Origin of the sequence: Burkholderia sp. S171 (genome assembly GCF_009766085.1) — a bacterium.
Classification (GTDB): Bacteria; Pseudomonadota; Gammaproteobacteria; order Burkholderiales; family Burkholderiaceae; genus Caballeronia.
In genome coordinates, this window is the sequence record NZ_LMUF01000064.1 from 306,957 (window position 1) to 326,026 (window position 19,070).

The following is a 19,070-nucleotide window of genomic DNA, read 5'->3' on the forward strand; positions in this document are numbered from 1 at the left end:
CGCAAACCCTTGGTTTTATTCCCGTTTCGAGGTCGCGCTACACCGCCATGAACGCAGCATACAAAGCCATATTTTTGTTCTAATTGCTCTAGGACAATAATTTTTGCGGCTGCTTCTGCGCCACTATGAGCGCTACTGAATGGAGGCGAACGTGAACGAGCGATGGCGTGACGCAGTGCGTACGGTGCATGGCGTCGAGTCGAAATACAAACGTCTGGTGAAAGCGATTGCAGCGGATATCGAAAGCGCCACGCTTGCGTCGGGCGCTCGCCTGCCGCCGCAGCGCGAGGTCGCGGCGGATTTGGCGATAAGCGTCCAGACCGTGACGAACGCGTATAAGGAACTGGAGCGGCAAGGGCTGATTCGTTGCGAGGTCGGTCGAGGCAGCTTCGTTGCGGCACGTGTGACCGAGACCATGTCGAAATACATGCTCGACACCGCCGAGCGCGAGGTCATCGACTTTTCGATTGCGCGGATCGTGCATACCCCGGAGCACGACGCCATGTGGCGCAAGGTGTGCGCGACGCTCGCGACCGTCGAGGATCAACCATGGATACGGGCGTTTCGGCCGATCGCCGGTTTTGAGCATCATAGGCAGGCGGGCGCTGCGTGGCTTGCCACGCTCGGCATGCCGGCGAATCCCGAGACGCTGCTGGTCACCAACGGCGCCGCCCATGGCATCTTCCTCGCGCTGGCGTCATTCGTTGGCCCCGGCGACACGGTCCTATGTGAGAGCCTGACCGACCATGGCGTGATTGGCTCAGCCAACGTGCTGGGCTTCACGCTCAAGGGCCTTGAGATCGACGAATACGGCATACGTCCCGAACATTTCGAAGAGATGTGCGACAGCGAGCGCATCAGCGCGCTGGTCTGCACTCCGACGCTGAATAATCCCACGGTAGCCCTGATGCCGGATTCTCGACGCCGCTCGATTGCGCGCATTGCCGAGCGTTACGGTGTGTACGTGATCGAGGACGACGTCTATGGCGCGTTGCCGGCCAAGACGCAGACGCCTATTGCCAGCCTGATTCCAGAGCTGTCGTTCTACTGCACGAGCATGACGAAGTCGGTGCTGACCGGCTTGCGGATCGGCTATCTCACCATGCCCCGGCGCCTAGCGCTGCGCGCTGAAAGCGTGCTGCGTGTGAGCAGCTGGATGGCGACGTCGCCCATGGCCGAGGTCGCCACGCGCTGGATCATGGACGGGACCGCTCAACACCTGGTCCAGGTGCAGCGCGAGCGCTTGGGGACCCGGCAGACCATGGTTCGCGAGGTGCTCGGCCGCTATTTGATAGGGAGCCATCCGCAAGCGTTGTCGGCCTGGTTGCAGGTGCCCGATTACTGGCAAGTGGACCGTGTCACACGCGAGTTGCGCAAGCGGGAGATTGCGGTGACATCGCCTGATCCGTTCCTCGTGCGTGGCGCCGAGAGGCCGAATGCGGTGCGCCTATGCGTGGGTGCCGAAGTGGCGGATCACACCTTCAAAACCGCCCTTGAAACCATTGGAGAAGTGTTCGAGCAGTACCCGCATGTGCACGACTTCAGTTGATCGTTCATTCACGTTCGGAAGCTGTTGTATCGATTGAACTAGGACATTAAAAACCGCTTTTTAGGACATTAGACTCGATCGCATCCACTTCACCTTTGCGATTCGACTCATGCCTGTTCTCTCGCTTGCCGATGTCTATCGCGCGCGTCGCCGCATTAAGGGGCGTGTGACACACACACCGTTGCTTGCGTCGGCGTCACTGTCGCGGATCGCCGGCACAGACGTCTATCTGAAGCTCGAAACCACGCAGCCGACCGGCAGCTTCAAGCTGCGCGGGGCGACCAACGCGTTGGTCAATCTCGCCGAGCGCGGCATCACGAAAGTGGTCACTGCATCGACGGGAAATCATGGCCGCGCCGTCGCTTATGCCGCGCGCGCGCTCGGCATGGAGGCGACCGTGTGCATGTCTGCGCTGGTGCCGAAGAACAAGGTCGATGCCGTCAACGCACTCGGCGCAAGTGTCGTGATAGCGGGTAAGAGTCAGGACGAAGCACAGATGGAGGCGTTGCGTCTCGCCAGTGAAGAAAGCTTCTCGTTCGTCCCGCCTTTCGACAACCTCAATGTGATTGCGGGGCAGGCGACTATCGGTCTGGAGATCATGGAGGCGTTGCCGGATACCGCTAGCATTGTCGTGCCGCTGTCGGGCGGCGGCTTGTTTAGCGGCGTCGCATTTGCGGCCAAGCGCATCTGCGCCGACGTCGCGATGATCGGCGTAAGCATGGAACGCGGCGCCGCGATGCACGCGAGTCTCGCGGCGGGGCGGCCGGTGCTTGCTGACGAAGTCGAGACGCTGGCTGATTCGCTGGGCGGCGGTATCGGCCTGGACAACGAATATACCTTCGCACTGACACAAGAACTCGCCGATAACGTCGTGCTGCTGGACGAAGCGTCCATCGCGCGGGGCATCGTGCATGCGTATCGCGAGGAACGGCTTGTAGTCGAAGGGGCGGCGGCGGTGGGCATTGCGGCGCTGCTCGACGGACGTATCGAGCTTAAGGCCGGTCCGGTCGTACTGGTGATAAGCGGCGCGAATATCGATATCGGCCTGCATCGCCGGCTGATCCAGGAGGCTTGACATGTCCGCCATCACACTCCTCGGCGAAGTGCAGTTACGGGCACTCGTGCCACTCGATCTTGCTGCGATCGATCAGATTGAATCCGCGTTTCTTTCACTCGCGACGGAAGCCGTGGCCATGCCGCCAATCCTTCGTCTCGATCTTCCCGAGCACGCCGGTGAAGTCGATGTAAAGACCGCGTGGCTGCCGCGTTTCGATAGCTTCGCCATCAAGGTCAGTCCCGGTTTCTTCAACAATCCCGCGCTCGGTTTGCCGAGTCTCAATGGCCTCATGCTGGTGCTGTCGGCGCGTACCGGATTGACTGAGGCTGTGCTGCTCGACAACGGTTATCTCACCGCGGTTCGCACCGCGGCGGCGGGCGCTGTCGCCGCGCGCTGGCTTGCGCGCAAGGACGCAAGGCGCGTGGCGGTGATTGGGGCGGGCGAGCAGGCACGGCTTCAGTTGGAGGCAGTACGGTTGGTGCGCGAGATCGACCACGTCACTGTCTGGGCACGCGACATGGAACGTGCGCGGAGCTTTGCGAAGGATACGCACGGCATTCGCTGCGAGGTCGCCGCCAGTGTGCATGAAGCGCTTGCGCTCGCCGATATCGCCATCACGACCACGCCAAGCCGAAGCCCGCTGATACATGCTGAAGACCTGCACCCGGGCTTGCATATCACCGCGATGGGATCCGACGCCGAACATAAGAACGAGCTCGCGTCAGGGGTTCTGACTGCCGGGCGCTATATCTGCGACCGTCTTCAGCAAACGCGCATTCTCGGCGAGCTTCATCACGCTATTGAAGCCGGCGTGGTTGCAAAGGACGCCACCTTTGCCGAGTTGGGACATGTCATTGCGGGCAGTCACCAGGGGCGCGTACATGACGACGACATCACGGTCTGCGACCTGACCGGAACAGGTGCACAGGACACAGCAATTGCCGCATTGGCGCTGCAACGCGCGCGTGCGAAAAACGCGGGAATTATCTTTAACAACGACGTGACGCTCTGAGAGGGGACGATGTCATTCATGACGCAACAAGTACAAGCACATGAGCAGGGAAGGCGCACAACGGCACCCGCCGCACGCCTGCATTTTGCGCAAAGCGAATTCGATGCACGCATTGCCAAGACGCGGCGAGCGATGCAAAAGGCCGGCATCGATCTTCTGATTGTTTCCGATCCGACCAACATGAACTGGCTCACCGGCTACGACGGCTGGTCGTTCTATGTGCACCAGTGCGTCCTCTTGCCAATGGAAGGGGAGCCGGTATGGTTTGGTCGTGGACAAGACGCGAACGGCGCGAAGCGCACTGTCTTCATGCATCACGACCAGATAGTGGGCTACCCCGATCACTACGTACAGTCACCAATTCGGCATCCTATGGATTATATGGCGCGTGAAGTGATCACTGCGCGCGGCTGGGATAAATGCCGGATAGGCGTGGAGAAGGACAACTACTATTTCAGCGCGGCAGCGTATGCATCATTGACGCACCATCTGCCGCAAGCAACATGGATCGACGCCACTGCCTTGGTCAACTGGCAGCGAGCGGTCAAGTCGCCGCGCGAGATCGAGTACATGCGCGTCGCCGCGCGGATTGTCGAGAAGATGCACGCACGTATCCTCGAACGGGTCGAGCCTGGGATGCGCAAGAGCGATCTTGTCGCGGAGATCTATTCCGCAGGCATCACCGGTGTGGAGGGCTACGGCGGCGACTATCCCGCGATTGTTCCTTTGTTGCCGACCGGCTCTGACGCTGCCGCGCCGCATCTGACCTGGGATGACTCCGAGTTTACGACGGGCGCGGGAACGTTCTTCGAGATTGCCGGCTGCTTCAAGCGGTATCACTGTCCGCAATCGCGCACGGTTTATCTCGGCCGTCCGCCGCAACATTTCATCGATGCAGAAAAGGCCATCGTTGAAGGCATAGAAGCAGGACTCGCGGCGGCGAAGCCGGGCAATCTTTGCGAAGACATCGCCAATGCGTTTTTTGCGGTGCTGCGCAAATCCGGAATCGAGAAGGACAGCCGCTGTGGTTATCCGATCGGCGCGAGTTATCCGCCTGACTGGGGCGAGCGCACGATGAGCCTGCGCCCAGGGGACAAGACGGTCCTCGAACCCGGCATGACGTTTCACTTCATGCCGGGGCTGTGGCTCGACGACTGGGGCCTGGAAATCACGGAGAGCATCCTGATTACGGGCACCGGCGTAGAGACGTTCTGCAACACGCCTCGACAATTGTTCGTGAAGGAGTAGCAATGCGTGCGTCACCCATTACGCCGACCGTGGATCTGGCAGCCGTTGGCGAGCAGCACGGGTTCCTCAAGCTGCCGTATTCCCGCGACGATTCAGCGTGGGGCGCCATCATGATTCCCATTACCGTGATCCAGCGCGGCGAGGGGCCAACCGTTCTCCTGACGGGTGGCAATCATGGCGACGAATACGAAGGGCCGATCGCACTGTCCAAGCTTGCTGCAACGCTCAAGGCAAGCGATGTCACCGGACGCGTGATTGTGGTGCCCTTCATGAACTATCCGGCATTCAAGGCTGGCACACGCACCTCGTCGGTGGATTCGGGCAACCTCAACCGGACTTTTCCGGGCAAGCCGGATGGCACCGTCACTGAAAAAATCGCAGATTATTTCCAGCGGCATTTGCTGCCCATCTCCGACTACGTACTCGATATTCACGCGGGTGGGCGCACGTTGGACTTCCTGCCGTTTGCGGCAATCCATGTGCTGTCTGACGCACAACAGCAGGCACGGTGCGAAGCCGCGATGCGTGCGTTCGGCGCGCCTTACTCCATGCGCATGCTCGAACTGGATAGCGTTGGACTGTTCGATTCTGCGGTGGAAGAAGCGGGGAAAGTGTTCGTGTCCACCGAACTGGGCGGCGGCGGAACGGCGACGGCCGCAAGCGTGGCGATTGCAGAGCGCGGCGTGTACGGCTTTCTCGCGCATGCGGGGGTGATCGACCGGGAAGGGATATCGCCACGGGACGACCTGCGGGGCAATAACCGTATGACGACGCTGTTAGACATGCCGGACGGCACTTGCTACACGACCAGCGAGCATAGCGGCCTGCTCGAAATGTGTCGTCATTTAGGGGACTTTGTTGAAGAGGGCGATGTGCTGGCCCGTGTCTATGACGCGACGCGTACCGGTGCGCCGGCAGTTGAATATTTGGCCCGGCGCAGCGGCTTGCTGGCCGCGCGGCACTTCCCGGGACTAGTGCAGATCGGCGATACGGTCGCGGTGGTTGCCGACGTAGTGGAAGGCCATATTCCTGTGGTCATCTGATCGTGATCAAGCTCGATCGCTACGACATCGCCATCTTGCGGATCCTCGCACGTGATGGGCGCATCACGAAATCGCGGCTCGCCGAGGAGGTGAGCCTGTCGATTTCCCCTGCGTGGGAACGTGTGCGCAAGCTTGAGGAAAGCGGTGTCATCAAGGGGTATCGGGCGGAGCTCGATTGGGTGGGCGCGATCAAGGCGAGCCGGATTGTGGTCGAGGTGACACTGGCAAAACACACCGCGCACGACATGAGGCGCTTCGAAGACCGGGTGCTGGCCGCGCCGGAAGTTGTCCAATGCTACGCAACGGGCGGCGGCGTGGACTATGTGTTGCATGTGGTATCGCGGGATATTGATCATTACCAGCGCTTCATTGACTCCCTGCTGATGGATGAAATCGGGATCGAGCGCTATTTCACTTACATCGTCACGAAGGTCGTGAAGAGCATCCCGGACAGCGTTCCCGACTGGGAATAAGAAAATATCGCGAGAAGGACCCGCAGGACAGAAAAAACGCCACACATAACGGGCCACATCGAAAAAATCGCGCGGCAGCGAGGACGAAAATGGACACCATACAGTGCAATCAGGAGCCTCTCATGTTGCTGGGTCATCCCGTCCTTTTCAAGTCGCTTTGTTATGTCGATGGCCGCTGGATTCATAGCGACAGCGCGGCCACGATCGCCGTGCAGAATCCCGCCGACCAGGAAGTGATTGGTCATGTGCCTATGCTGGATCGCGCGCAAATAGAAGCAGCGGTCGACGCCGCACACCGTGCGTACGAATCCTGGCGATGGGTGCCGCAAGAGCGACGCAGCGCGATCCTGCTGCGCTGGCACGAACTGATCCTGCGTCATCAACATGATCTGGCCGGCATTTTGTCTCTGGAACAGGGCAAGCCTTTAACTGAGTCAAGGGGAGAAATTGCCTACGCGGCGAGCTTTGTCGAGTGGTACGCCAACGACGCAAAACGCCTTTGCGGTCGCACGATTCCCTCGCATATCAATGGTGCCCATCTCGGCACGGTAATGGAACCCGTCGGTGTTGCCGCGCTTATTACGCCGTGGAATTTCCCGGTCGCAATGATCACCCGCAAGGCGGCTGCCGCACTCGCCGCAGGCTGCACGGCGATCGTCAAGCCGGCGCACGAGACCCCGTTCTCCGCGCTTGCGCTGGCGCAACTTGCGGAAGAAGCAGGCTTTCCCGCAGGCGTATTCAACGTCGTGCTGGGGGAGCCGCAAATGGCGATGGAAACGTTGGTACGCGACGTGCGCGTGCGGGCGGTCAGCTTCACCGGATCGACTCGTGTAGGTGGACTGGTCGCGCGTGCGGTGGCCGAGTCCGGCATCAAGAAGCTGGCGCTGGAACTGGGTGGCAACGCGCCGTTCATCGTCACGGAAGACGCTGATCTCGATCAGGCTGTGAAGGTGGCGATTGGCGCGAAGTTCCAGACATCGGGACAGGATTGTTGCGCGGCGAACCGCATCTTCGTTGCCGCGCCGCTCTATGAACGTTTTGTTCTTCAATACAGCGAAGCGGTGCGAGCGTTGAAGGTCGGATCGGCCTTCGAAGCGGGCGTAGAAGTAGGACCGCTGATGCATCAGGCAGCGTTTGATACCACCGCCGCTCGCGTGGCGGATGCTCGTACGAAGGGCGCGCGCATTACCGTGGGCGGGCAAGCCCATGCGCTCGGCGGGTGGTTCTTCGAGCCTACCGTTGTGGCCGACGCTGCGCCCGGCATGCGTATTTACGATGAAGAAAACTTCGCGCCGACATCGGCCATATCGTCGTTCAACACGCTCGACGAAGTGGTGTCTAAAGCCAACGACACCGAGCACGGGCTGGCTGCTTACATCTGCGCCACGCGCGTGGACACCATCTTTCAACTGGTGCGCCGGCTCGACTTCGCAATGATCTCGGTCAATGGCGTCAAGTTTACCGGTGCGCCCATCCCGTTCGGCGGCATGAAGGCGTCGGGCCTCGGCCGCGAAGGGGGATCGGAGGGTTTCGAGCCATTCGTCGAAACCAAATATTTTTGCCTCGGCAACCTCGGCTTGCCGCTGAGCGTCACGGCTTGACAGAATCAACGGAATGACTGGAATCTAAGGAGCAACTCATGACACAGCAACTCGAGCAACTGTTCAACGAAGACCGTGCACACTTCATGCATCCGTCGACCCATGCACACGATCACGCAAGTGGCGCGCTTCCCGGCAAGATCATTCGGGGAGCGAAGGGTATTCGAATTGAGGATCACGAGGGCAAGAGCTATATAGACGCCTTCGCAGGTCTGTACTGCGTGAACATTGGCTACGGCCGTACCGAAGTGGCCGAAGCGATCTACGAGCAAGCCAAGAAGCTGGCGTATTACCACACGTATGTGGGTCATTCCACCGACACCATCATCGAGCTGTCGTCGCGGATTATCGACTGGTCGCCGGCGGGAATGAAGAAGGTTTATTACGGCATGTCCGGTTCGGACGCGAACGAAACGCAGATCAAGATTGTCTGGTACTACAACAACGTGCTGGGCCGCCCGAACAAGAAGAAGATCATTTCGCGTCAGCGTGGTTATCACGGTTCGGGCATTGTCACGGGCAGCCTGACCGGTTTGCCGAGCTTCCATCAGCATTTCGATTTGCCGATTGATCGCGTGAAGCATACGGTCTGTCCGCATTGGTATCGGCAGGCACCGGCCGGCATGAACGAAACGCAGTTTGTCGCGTATTGCGTGGAAGAACTGGAGAAGCTGATCGCGCAAGAGGGCGCCGATACAATCGCTGCGTTCATCGGCGAACCGGTGATGGGAACGGGCGGCATCATCGCGCCGCCGGAGGGTTATTGGGCCGCGATCCAGCAGGTCCTGAAGAAGCACGACATCCTGCTGATCTCCGACGAAGTGGTGTGCGGCTTCGGCCGGCTCGGGTCGAAGATGGGCGCGCAGCACTACGGCATGCAGCCCGACCTGATCACCGTCGCAAAGGGTCTCACGAGCGCTTACGCGCCGCTGTCGGGCGTGATTGTGGGTGAGCGGGTTTGGGATGTGATCGAGAAGGGCTCGCAGGAACATGGCCCCATGGGACACGGCTGGACTTATTCGGGCCACCCCATTTGTGCGGCTGCCGCCATCGCGAATCTGGACATTCTCGAGCGTGAGAACCTGACGCAGAACGCGGCCGATGTTGGCGCTTATCTTGGCGCGCAACTGCATGCTGCATTCGACCAGCATCCGCTCGTGGGTGAAGTGCGCCAGACCGGCATGCTGGCCGCGCTTGAATTCATGGCGGACAAGGCAGGCCGCAAGCCTTTCGATGCAGCGTTGAAGGTCGGGCCGAAGGTCTCGGCGGCTGCATTGCGGCGCGGGGTGATCGCGCGGGCCATGCCGCACGGCGACATTCTCGGCTTTGCGCCGCCGCTCGTGACCACGCGGGCGGACGTGGACGAGATCGTCGGTATCGTGCGCGAAGCAGTGGATGAAGTTGCCACGCAGACGATCGCGTAGAGTCGCATCACGTTTTTGTCTGCCTTTTGTCTGCTGTCAGAGAGTCAGGCCGCCGGTTTTGTCCGGCGGTTTTTTTTTCGTGCCGCAATAGACCTGGTCAACTCTTCGTTTGCCGCGGTCGTGCCGTGCTCCCCTGCAACGCAGCACTTCGGCATCGCGGCGAGCGTCCTTGGCGAGTACGCTCCCCTCAATCTTCCGGATTGGCAATGTCACTGGCGACTATCTGTTCGCCGCGCATGACTGCCGCCTCGCGAGCCTCTTCCCGCGACGGGTACGGACCGAGCACCGGTGCTCCCTGGAACGGGAACAACAGGCGTCCGTCGGTTTTCCTAATAACCTTTAGCGTTCCTACAAACAAGCCACCCGCATTGATCTGATACGACGCATACACCGCGAAGTCTTCAGGGCGCATGTGCCCGCCTGCTCCCCGGCTTTGCAGCTGAGTCATGGATAGGACAATTTTCGGCTTTTTCATGGTCTTTTCGTGTTTCAAGCGTGCCCGAAGACAGGCGTGGCGTGTGTCCGGCCGAGCGCGGAGGCGGTCGATTTTTCTCGGGCTCGGGGACATCACGACGTTCACTGCAATTGCACAACACTTAACATTTAGCAATTACCAGTCCGCGATCGCAGTACGCTTCTTGCTCCGGGCTTGATGCATAGGCAGGAAGACGCTCGCTGGCGAAATGCGTCGGCCCGGCGGTATTTCGAGTGTTCAAAATCCGCGCTATCTGGACGCCTCCGGTAAAGCTGTCGTGGAACGAGGGCAGTGAGGTCGAAAAAGTATCGGCAGCAAGAATCGTCCCCGGGATCTGCGTATGAAACTGTGTGTCTCTAGCCTCCGCCGCGCTCCACGCGCGGGATTTTGGCAGGTAAAATGCCCGCCTATCTACTGATGTTTCAAACTCTGCGATGCTTAGGCGCGTCTTACGTTTTAAGCGTTGCTTATCGATCTCTGCACATGAACGAAAGACAACCGATCGCTGGCTCGAATCACGCTTTCCTGGAGGGCGGCGGCGAGGTCGCCAAGATCATCGCATCCAGAGACTGGTCCACATCGCCTCTGGGACCGCTCGACGGCTGGTCAACAACGCTGACCGGCACCATTGCCCTGATCTTGCAATCGCCTGTTCCAATCGTGACGCTCTGGGGGATGGATGGCGTCATGCTTTACAACGACGCCTATTCCGTTTTCGCCGGCGGCCGTCACCCCCAGTTGCTCGGCTCCAAGGTGCGGGAAGGCTGGTCCGAGATCGCGGATTTCAACGACAACGTGATGAAAGTCGGTCTGGCCGGCCGAACGCTGCGATACGAAGATCAGGAACTGACGCTTCACCGCCACGGACGCGGCGAGCAAGTCTGGATGAACCTCGACTACTCGCCCGTTCGTGACGAGCGAGGCGTACCCGTCGCGGTCATGGCGATCGTGGTGGAGACCACGGCAAAAGTGCGCGCGGAGCGCTGGCTAAGCGGCGAGCGCGAGCGGCTGCGACGGATGTTCGAGCAGGCCCCTGGGTTCATGGCCATGCTGACCGGCCCCGAACACGTTATCGAATTGACGAACGCCGCCTTCACGCAACTGGTCGGGGATCGGACGATCCTGGGAAAACCGGTGCAGGAAGGATTGCCCGAACTACGCGGGCAAGGGTTTGTAGAGATCCTGAGCCGGGTCTACGCCTCTGGAATGCCCGTCTCGGGCAGTGCGCAGTCCATGGTGCTCAATCGGCTCCCTGGAGCCCCTGCAGAGCAGCGTTACGTCGACTTCGTCTATCAGCCGGTACGCGACGAAGCCGGCGCCGTGATCGGCATCTTCATTCAGGGAACCGACGTGACCGACCGCCTCGCAGCGGAGCGCGCGGTCCATGAAAGCGAGGAGAAATTCCGCACCTTCGCCCAGGCCATGCCCAACCAGGTCTGGTCGGCACGACGCGACGGTGAACTCGACTGGTTCAACAACCGGGTCTACGAATATAGCGGCGCGGCGCAGGGCAGTCTGGACGGCCATGCGTGGGGCACGATCATTCATCGAGACGATTGGCAAGCCGCCGCCGGACAATGGGCTCACGCGGTGGCGTCGGGCGCGACCTACGAATGCGAGTTCCGCATTCGGCAAGCTGACAGCGGGTTCCGTTGGCATCTCGCCCGAGCACTGCCGATTCGTGACAACGCGGGGCAGATTGTCCGCTGGATTGGCACGAACACTGACATTGAAGACCAGAAGTCCGCGGCGCGCGCGCTGGAGCGCCTGAACAAAACCCTCGAACAGCAGGTGGCGGAAAGTGTTGCCGACCGGGACCGCATGTGGCGGCTTTCCACCGACATGATGCTGGTCGCCGATTTCCAGTCGAATATCGTGGCGGTGAATCCGGCCTGGCGGCAGATTCTGGGGCGTGATGAGAAAAACCTTATCGGCCATTCATTCCTTGAATTCGTGCATCCCGATGACCGGGTCGCGACGCTTGCCGAATTGGGCGAACTAAGCGAAGGGATCCGCACCTTCAAGTTTATCAACCGGTATCAACGGCAGGACGGCGCGTATGTCACGCTGTCGTGGACGGCCGTGCCCGATGATCGTTTCATCCATGCCGTGGGTCGCGACATCACCGCGGATCGCGAAGCGGCAGACGCGCTGCGGCGCACCGAACTCGCGCTCCAGCAGGCGCAAAAGATGGAGACGATCGGCAAGCTCACCGGCGGCGTCGCGCACGATTTCAATAATTTGCTGCAGGTTATTTCAGGCAACCTGCAACTGCTTGCGACAGACGTGGCGGGCAGCGAGCGGGCAGAGCGGCGGCTGGCGAATGCGCTTGCCGGCGTAAGCCGCGGCGCGAAACTGGCGAGCCAGTTGCTGGCCTTCGGCCGCCGGCAGGCGCTCGATCCGAAGACGATCAGGATTGGACGGCTCATCACCGGCATGGAAGACATGTTGCGGCGCAGCCTGGGCGAAGCCATCGAGATCGAGACGGTTGTTTCCGCCGGCTTGTGGAATACATTCGTCGATCCCACTCAGGTCGAGAATGCAGTCCTCAATCTCGCCATCAATGCGCGCGATGCCATGGACAATACAGGCAAGCTGACGCTTGAAGTAGGCAACGCTTTCCTTGACGACCGCTATGCGCTCGATCATGCCGAAGTGACCCCCGGGCAATATGTGATGCTCGCGGTGACGGATACCGGCTGCGGGATGACACCCGACGTGCTTGCCCAGGCCTATGAACCGTTCTTCTCCACCAAACCGGAGGGCAAGGGCTCGGGGCTAGGGCTTTCGATGGTCTATGGATTTGTTAAGCAGTCCGGTGGACACGTCAAGATCTACAGCGAGCCGGGTCACGGCACGACGGTCAAGTTGTATCTGCCGCGGACCCATGACAAGGAAGACCTCGGGATGGTGCTGGAGAGCACGCCGGTGTTTGGTGGTGCTGAGACGATCCTGGTTGCTGAAGACGACGAACAAGTGCGGGTGACGGTGGTGGAGATGCTGTCCGAACTGGGATACCGCGTACTCAAGGCGAACGACGCCGGCAGCGCGCTTGCGATCATCGAAAGCGGCGTGTCGATCGATCTGCTGTTCACTGACGTTGTCATGCCGGGTCCGCTGCGAAGTCCCGAACTGGCTCGCCGTGCGCGGCAAATCATTCCCGGCATCGCTGTGCTGTTCACGTCAGGCTACACAGAAAACGCGATCGTTCACGGCGGCCGGCTGGATGCCGGCGTCGAATTGCTCGGCAAGCCCTACACGCGTGAGGCACTTGCAAGAAAGATCCGGCATGTGCTCGCCAACCAAACCCAGCATGCTACGTTCACCGTCGCACCGGCGCCTTTGAGCGTGCCGTCTGCAGTGACGCTTAGTGCGCCTGCCGGACGCGCGCTAAACATCTTGTTCGTCGAAGACGATGACCTGATTCGCTCCAATACGGGCGAGTTGCTCATGGCACTGGGGCACGTGGTCCACGAGGCCGCGAACGCACAAGCGGCCTTGGCACTCATGCAGAAAGAGGCGGTCGATCTGCTTATCACGGACGTGGGCTTGCCCGGCATGTCGGGAGAAGAGCTGGCAATACAAGCGCGTGCTTTGCGTGGTGACCTGGCGGTCATATTTGCAACCGGCGACCATCATGTTTCAAAGGTATCGGGATATTTTGTCTTGCGAAAGCCCTACGATACCCTGAGCATGGTTGCGGTCTTGCGGCAGGTGCAATGATTGCAATCAAGCGTTCCGGCAAGCGGTTGAACGTCTTGCCGGAACTTCATGTCGGACGGCGCTGGCCCCATACGGTTCAGCCGGTTCACGACGCCGGAGGGTCGCGCGCGGGAAATCCGGCTTGGCGGAGTCGACTGTCTGGCTCTTGACGATCCCCCGCAGGAGTTCCGTCTTTGACTGCTGGTGTGCCTCCCTGACCGATTTGTCGAATCTGATCCGCTTGCCGTCCACCTGATAGAACAGGGCACTTCCGTCTGATGCACGGCGGCCCTCAGTTGGTCCTCCAGCACGCTTATCTGTGCCATCAGTTGCCGCACTTTCTCGTCCAAATGACCCCTGTGTCAGTTGGATACGACGGACAATCCTGCCAAGTCATGCAGCACCACGACGATCAAGAGGAGGCATTGGCGACGGGCGCCTCGTCTGCTCCGGCCGCCTTCCGGAGATAAGCGGCTGCAAGCCGGCGAAGCTCCTCTTCAGAGGCATCCTCAATGCCGATCAGGTGATTGTCCGCAGACCGGTGAGACGCAAGTAGCTCGTTGAGTTTCAGGTGAAGCGCCACGCTGTCCTTGTTCTGGCTTTGCTGGATCAGGAACACCATGATGAACGTGACAATGGTCGTCCCGGTATTGATCACCAGTTGCCAGTTTTCCGAGTAGTGGAAGACCGGCCCGGTCACAGCCCAGACCACAATGCTGATGACCGCAAGGCCGAACGCGACGGGGGAGCCGGTCCAGCGGGTCACGGCGCTCGCAAAGATATCGAAGGCGCGGGTAACGGGGTGACGGGTCGCGTAAGCAGGACTCGATGTGTCAGGGACTGTGTCCAGCGCGTCCGTTGATGATGGTAATGGGGGCAATGGGGGCGAAGTTTCCTTTCGCATCGCTTTCTCCTGGTTATCCTTGCTTCGTGTCGTCAGAGCATGAGCAAAAATCATTCCGGATAGGGTGATGCGAGAAGTTTGAAGATACGGCTTTGGATGCTGATCAAGGCGCCGCGCCCTCGGGAAGCGCGGGCAGTTGCGTGACCGGAGACAGAACGATCACCCCTAACTGGATTGCGAAAGCCACGCTCGACATCAGCAGGCATGCGCCCACGCCGGACTGCGTCGCGAGTGCTGCGCCAAGCAACGCGCCAATGGGACGCGCTCCATAAGTTGCCGTGCTCATGATGGCCGACACTCTGCCGAGCATGGCGTGAGGTGTGATCGCCTGACGCAAGGTCGTTGATCCTATTGTCCATAGCACCGGACCGGCGCCTAGCAAAAAGAAGCTCACGCAGGCCATCCATACGTGCGGAAAAATCAAGGTTGCGCTCATCAGCACGGATGCCAGGAAGCCGCATACAGGGCCGATCACGAGTGTCCGCCCAAAAGACATTCGCCTGGACACTTCGGGTCCGGCCAGCGCACCGGCCACCATGCCCGCGCCATACGCCGCGAGGCTCACGCCGATCATCCATGAGGACATATGCAGATGGTGCGCCGCGTAAGCTACGTAGACCGCCTGCAAGACGAAATAGCCGAGGTTGAAGAAAACCGCGGTAAGGAGAATGGGGCGAAGCAGCGGGTCGCGGAATACAAAAGCGGCGCCCTCGCGGACCTCGGCGAGGAAATGCCTGCCGGTCCTGGGCAGATGCGCCGAGACGGGCAACCCGCGCAGCAGGGCAACAGCGAATGCAGACAGCATGGTCGCTAGCGCGTAGGCCCAACCCGCGCCCACGGAGCCCACGATCACGCCGCCTATTGCCGGCCCTGCTGAGTACGCCACGCTTCTAGCCAACTCGATACGGCCGTTTGCAGCCGGCAGCGCAGACCGGGGCACGAGAGAGGGAACAAGCGATGGCGCTGCAACGCTGTAAGCAACCGTCCCCGCCGCGCCGATAAAACCGCAGGCTGCAAGCAGCGGCAATGTGAGCAGATGGGTTCCGATCAGCACGAGGATCGTGATCATTGCAAGTACGCGAACGGCTTCTGCGCTTGCCATCAGCGCGCGTCGCGAGTGGCGGTCGGCATAGACACCCATCGGTAGCGAGAGCAGCAAAAATGGCAGTGTCTGGGCAGTTTGCAGCAGGCCCGTTTGCGCGGCGCTTGCGCGTAGCAGGAATACGGCAACGAGCGGCGCGGCGGCGAGACTGATTTGCTCGGCAGATTGTGCAAGCAGATTCGACCAGGCTAATCGATGGAATGCGGGCGGCAGGGTGATGCGATCGTTTGATGAAGCGTGCATGACGTGGGCTCCTTGGGGATGGCCCGATCATCATGGTGTGCGAAGGCGAGCTATACGCGCTGAATCTTGCGCTTACGTTCAGGTTTGTCTGGACCCGGCCGACGAGTCGTCGAGCTCGCTCCTGTTCACGCTTTCGCCGCGTTCAGTCTCATCGTCAAACGAGCGATGACATGTTCCGCGGATACATAGTTGGCGTTGCGTTTGGCATCGTCACGCGAAGTGAGCGCTCGTGCGACAAACTCGCTGCGATGCTGGCGGCGCGAAACGTTAGCGCGAATCGCCTGCGCGATAAAATCCGCGAGACTTTCGTCTTCCAACAAGACTCCCTTTGCCAATTCAAGCACATCTGGGTCGACCTTTACCGGAGCGAACAGGTCATTCTTCATGGTGTATTCCTTTGAACCGCAACTTCAAGATGATGCCCGGTCTTTTTAAACCTTGATCCACCAGCGAGCGAAACCGGGTTCCCCCTCAAGCATAAATAATCTCGATCCCGTTGCCCTTGATCCAGTCGACATATTTCTGTTCCAGCCCGGTATCGGTGATCAGGTAATCGACCTTCTCGATCGCGCCGAACGTCGCGAACTCGCGCTTGCCGAATTTCTTTGAATCCGCGAGCAGGTAGACGGATTTTGCCGCATCGATCATCGCGCGCTTCACATGCAGGTCGATGAAGTCCGGGTACGAAATACCCGCTTCTATCGAGACGCCACCCGCTGCGAGAAACAGCTTGTCGACGAACATGTCTTCGAAGAACGCCGATGCTTTCTCGCCCGACACTGCAATGGTCTCCGCCTTGAAAATCCCGCCTGTCAGCATGACCCGGTTCGTTGGTTCGCCGCCCAGGATGATGGCGATGTTGAGCGCGGTCGTGACAATGCGCAGGTTCTGCCGCTCGGACAAGGTCCTCGCCAATTCCGTGGTGGTCGCGCCGCAATCGAGAATGACCGAGTCGCCGTTCGATATAAACCCCGCCGCCTTGCGGCCGATCCGGGCCTTCTCTTCACTGGTCGGCAATATCCCGGCGTCATAAGCATCCAGTAAGGCCTTGGGCTGGCGGGACGCCAGACGCACATTGCCATGCACGCGCTCGACGCGGCCGCCCTTTTGCAGTTCGTCGACATCCTTGCGGATCGTCGGCATCGACACGCCCAATTCGCTGGAAAGCTCCGACAGCTTCACCAGTTTCATCGCTTGCACCATCTCGAAGATTTTTTCTGTTCTCGTGCGTTGATCCATTTCTGCTTTCCCTGCGAAGCCGCCTGAGACGCAAGCTGCGTCGACACGCCTATTGTGCCTGATCAGATTGAGCAGACCGCCTGGGCAGTGTTTTCCCGAACAACTCGGTTTTTCATTGACTTTCTATAGAAAGTAAAAGAAACTTAAAACCAAGCAAAAGAGAAGTCCAAGGAGCAGGGAATGGAAAACCCGTACCGGCTGTCCGGTGAGTCATTGCACCGGAGAGCCCAGGAAATCCGCAAGAAGATTTGCGTCATGAACTCGGCAGCCAAGAGCGGCCATACCGGCGGCGACATGTCCGAAGCCGATATCCTGGCGGCGCTTTATTTTCACGAGCTGCGCTACGAAGTGAAGGCGGACGGATCGGTAAGTTGGCTGGATCAGTTCATCCTCAGTAAGGGTCATGGCGTGGGCGGACTGTATGCGTGTTTTGCTGAACTCGGCTGGTTGCTGGAGCGTGAGTTGCTCACCTACCTAAAAGACGATTCACGTCTTCCAGGCCACCCTGTCAGGCAGAAACTGCCAAATTGGGTCACGGTAAATACGGGTGGACTCGGTCATGGACTCCCGATAGCCGCAGGTCTTGCCATGGCCAAACAGCGTCATGCGTGGAACAGCGGCGACTCGGCCGGCCGCGTTTTTGTGCTCACGGGCGACGGTGAACTGGAAGAAGGATCGAACTGGGAAGCGGCGATGTCCGCGGCGCACTTCGAGTTGTCGAACCTTGTTGTGATCGTGGACCGCAACCGTCTGCAACTGGCAGATTTCACCCACAACATCATGGACCTCGAGCCGCTCGACGATAAATTCAAAGCTTTCGGTTTCGAAGTCCATGAAGTGAATGGCAATGAAGTCGATAAGATTTGGAAACTAATAGAAAGTCTGGATCACGAAAACAGAAAGCCCAAAGTGATTATCGCGAACACCATCAAGGGACGCGGCGTTTCGTTCATGGAGAACGTACCGGCATGGCATCACAAGTTCCCGGACGAAGATCAATTGAAGCAAGCGTTGCGGGAGCTTGAAGATGCGTGAGTACGGTGATTTGCGCGACGGCGCGGTGGGCGCGATCGGTCGTCTGACGGAAGCGGGTAAGGACATCATCGTCATGGTTGCCGACTCCACCTCGACCGCGAAAATTGGTGCGTTCATGAAGGCGTATCCGGACCGCGTGGTGAACGTCGGGATCGCGGAGCAGAACATGGTCGGCATGGCAGCGGGCCTGGCGCTCGGCGGCCATACGGTCTTCACGGCCAACGCCGCGCCATTCCTGGTGGGGCGCGCCAACGAGCAGGTCAAGAACGACATCTGCTATAGCGCGACCAACGTCAAGATGCTCGGACTTAACGCCGGCGTGGCGTATGGACCCCTGGCCTCGACGCACCACGCGATCGACGATATCTCGGTCATGAGCGGATTCGGTACGGTCCAGATCTTTGCGCCTTGCGATGAAGTAGAGACGGCGCAGGTGATCGAGTATGCGGCGTCTATCGACGGACCGGTTTATATCCGCCTGGACAACGCAAAATTTCCCATTGTTCACGACGCGCAGTACCGGTTTACGCCGGGGCGCCCGGACGTGCTGCTTGAAGGCAAGGGCGTTGTAGTGATCGCGCTCGGGTCGGTGGTGGGTGAGGCGCTCGAGGCTTGCGAAACGCTTAAGAGCGAGGATGGGATCGACCCGACGCTGATTAATCTTTCTTCGCTGCGACCGCTCGACCACGATGCGCTCGCGGCCATCATCGAACGGCATGACGCCGTGGTGACGGTGGAAGAGCACTCGCTGCACGGCGGCATTGGCGCGACTGTCGCGGTGTTGCTCGCGCGCAGACGCTTATCAAAATCGCTGGACATGCTCGGCATCACTGAAGGCGAGTTCGCTCACTACGGTACCCGCAAGGGCATTCGAAAACACTATCGCATCGACGCAGCAGGCATTGCGCAGACGGTGCGCGCGCTCTATACGAAGTAGTACCTGCTGGCACAAGACGGAGACAC

The 19,070-nt window shown here is 59.8% G+C and carries 16 protein-coding genes; 11 read left to right on the plus strand and 5 right to left on the minus strand.

Features of this window, described 5'->3' with window-relative positions; translation table 11 throughout:
• Nucleotides 1-139 precede the first annotated feature (139 nt).
• From GSQ93_RS36200 to GSQ93_RS36235, 8 genes are all read left to right on the plus strand, one after another.
• A complete protein-coding gene (locus GSQ93_RS36200) occupies nt 140-1,549 on the plus strand; it encodes a PLP-dependent aminotransferase family protein (RefSeq protein WP_174254714.1) in 1,410 nt (469 codons plus the stop codon).
• A 109-nt stretch (nt 1,550-1,658) separates the two neighbouring features.
• Nucleotides 1,659-2,624 carry a hydroxyectoine utilization dehydratase EutB gene (gene eutB, locus GSQ93_RS36205; RefSeq protein ID WP_158940922.1) on the plus strand — a complete coding sequence of 322 codons (966 nt, stop codon included), beginning with the start codon at nt 1,659-1,661 and terminating at the stop codon, nt 2,622-2,624.
• A 1-nt stretch (nt 2,625) separates the two neighbouring features.
• Complete coding sequence (locus tag GSQ93_RS36210) at nt 2,626-3,618, plus strand: cyclodeaminase (protein ID WP_158940924.1); 993 nt, start codon at nt 2,626-2,628, stop codon at nt 3,616-3,618.
• A gap of 18 nt (nt 3,619-3,636) precedes the next feature.
• Nucleotides 3,637-4,866: an ectoine hydrolase DoeA gene (gene doeA / locus GSQ93_RS36215; RefSeq protein WP_254074238.1), complete on the plus strand. Its 1,230-nt coding sequence runs from the start codon at nt 3,637-3,639 to the stop codon at nt 4,864-4,866.
• A gap of 2 nt (nt 4,867-4,868) precedes the next feature.
• Nucleotides 4,869-5,909, plus strand: a complete 1,041-nt coding sequence (doeB, locus tag GSQ93_RS36220) for a N(2)-acetyl-L-2,4-diaminobutanoate deacetylase DoeB (protein ID WP_158940928.1) — start codon at nt 4,869-4,871, stop codon at nt 5,907-5,909.
• Between the two features lie 5 nt (nt 5,910-5,914).
• Complete coding sequence (locus GSQ93_RS36225; protein WP_158941020.1) at nt 5,915-6,382, plus strand: Lrp/AsnC family transcriptional regulator; 468 nt, start codon at nt 5,915-5,917, stop codon at nt 6,380-6,382.
• Nucleotides 6,383-6,504: 122 nt separating this feature from the next.
• Nucleotides 6,505-7,983, plus strand: coding sequence for an NAD-dependent succinate-semialdehyde dehydrogenase (locus GSQ93_RS36230; protein ID WP_158940930.1), 1,479 nt, complete (start codon nt 6,505-6,507; stop codon nt 7,981-7,983).
• 38 nt (nt 7,984-8,021) lie between these two features.
• The gene (locus GSQ93_RS36235; protein WP_158940932.1) at nt 8,022-9,407 is read left to right on the plus strand and encodes an aspartate aminotransferase family protein; all 1,386 of its coding nucleotides are present in this window, start codon (nt 8,022-8,024) and stop codon (nt 9,405-9,407) included.
• Nucleotides 9,408-9,594: 187 nt separating this feature from the next.
• On the opposite strand, the gene GSQ93_RS36240 is transcribed toward GSQ93_RS36235, so the two are convergent.
• A complete protein-coding gene (locus tag GSQ93_RS36240; protein ID WP_254074239.1) occupies nt 9,595-9,882 on the minus strand; it encodes a DUF6723 family protein in 288 nt (95 codons plus the stop codon).
• Nucleotides 9,883-10,365: 483 nt separating this feature from the next.
• Between GSQ93_RS36240 and GSQ93_RS36245 the strand changes: the two genes are divergently transcribed.
• Nucleotides 10,366-13,605 carry a PAS domain S-box protein gene (locus GSQ93_RS36245; protein WP_158940934.1) on the plus strand — a complete coding sequence of 1,080 codons (3,240 nt, stop codon included), beginning with the start codon at nt 10,366-10,368 and terminating at the stop codon, nt 13,603-13,605.
• Between the two features lie 391 nt (nt 13,606-13,996).
• Here the strand turns inward: GSQ93_RS36245 and GSQ93_RS36250 are convergent, their stop codons facing one another.
• The 4 genes from GSQ93_RS36250 to GSQ93_RS36265 form a co-directional block, all read right to left on the minus strand.
• A complete protein-coding gene (locus GSQ93_RS36250; protein ID WP_158940936.1) occupies nt 13,997-14,488 on the minus strand; it encodes a low affinity iron permease family protein in 492 nt (163 codons plus the stop codon).
• A 103-nt stretch (nt 14,489-14,591) separates the two neighbouring features.
• A complete protein-coding gene (locus tag GSQ93_RS36255) occupies nt 14,592-15,833 on the minus strand; it encodes an MFS transporter (RefSeq protein WP_158940938.1) in 1,242 nt (413 codons plus the stop codon).
• 125 nt (nt 15,834-15,958) lie between these two features.
• Complete coding sequence (locus GSQ93_RS36260; protein WP_158940940.1) at nt 15,959-16,219, minus strand: YlcI/YnfO family protein; 261 nt, start codon at nt 16,217-16,219, stop codon at nt 15,959-15,961.
• 85 nt (nt 16,220-16,304) lie between these two features.
• Nucleotides 16,305-17,072 (minus strand): DeoR/GlpR family DNA-binding transcription regulator, encoded by a 768-nt coding sequence (locus tag GSQ93_RS36265; protein ID WP_158940942.1) that lies wholly within the window; start codon nt 17,070-17,072, stop codon nt 16,305-16,307.
• A 180-nt stretch (nt 17,073-17,252) separates the two neighbouring features.
• Between GSQ93_RS36265 and GSQ93_RS36270 the strand changes: the two genes are divergently transcribed.
• A complete protein-coding gene (locus tag GSQ93_RS36270; RefSeq protein ID WP_158940944.1) occupies nt 17,253-18,107 on the plus strand; it encodes a transketolase in 855 nt (284 codons plus the stop codon).
• On the plus strand, nt 18,100-19,044 hold the full coding sequence (locus GSQ93_RS36275; RefSeq protein WP_158940946.1) for a transketolase family protein: 945 nt from the start codon (nt 18,100-18,102) through the stop codon (nt 19,042-19,044). The genes GSQ93_RS36270 and GSQ93_RS36275 overlap by 8 nt, the downstream gene beginning before the upstream one ends.
• Nucleotides 19,045-19,070: the final 26 nt, after the last annotated feature.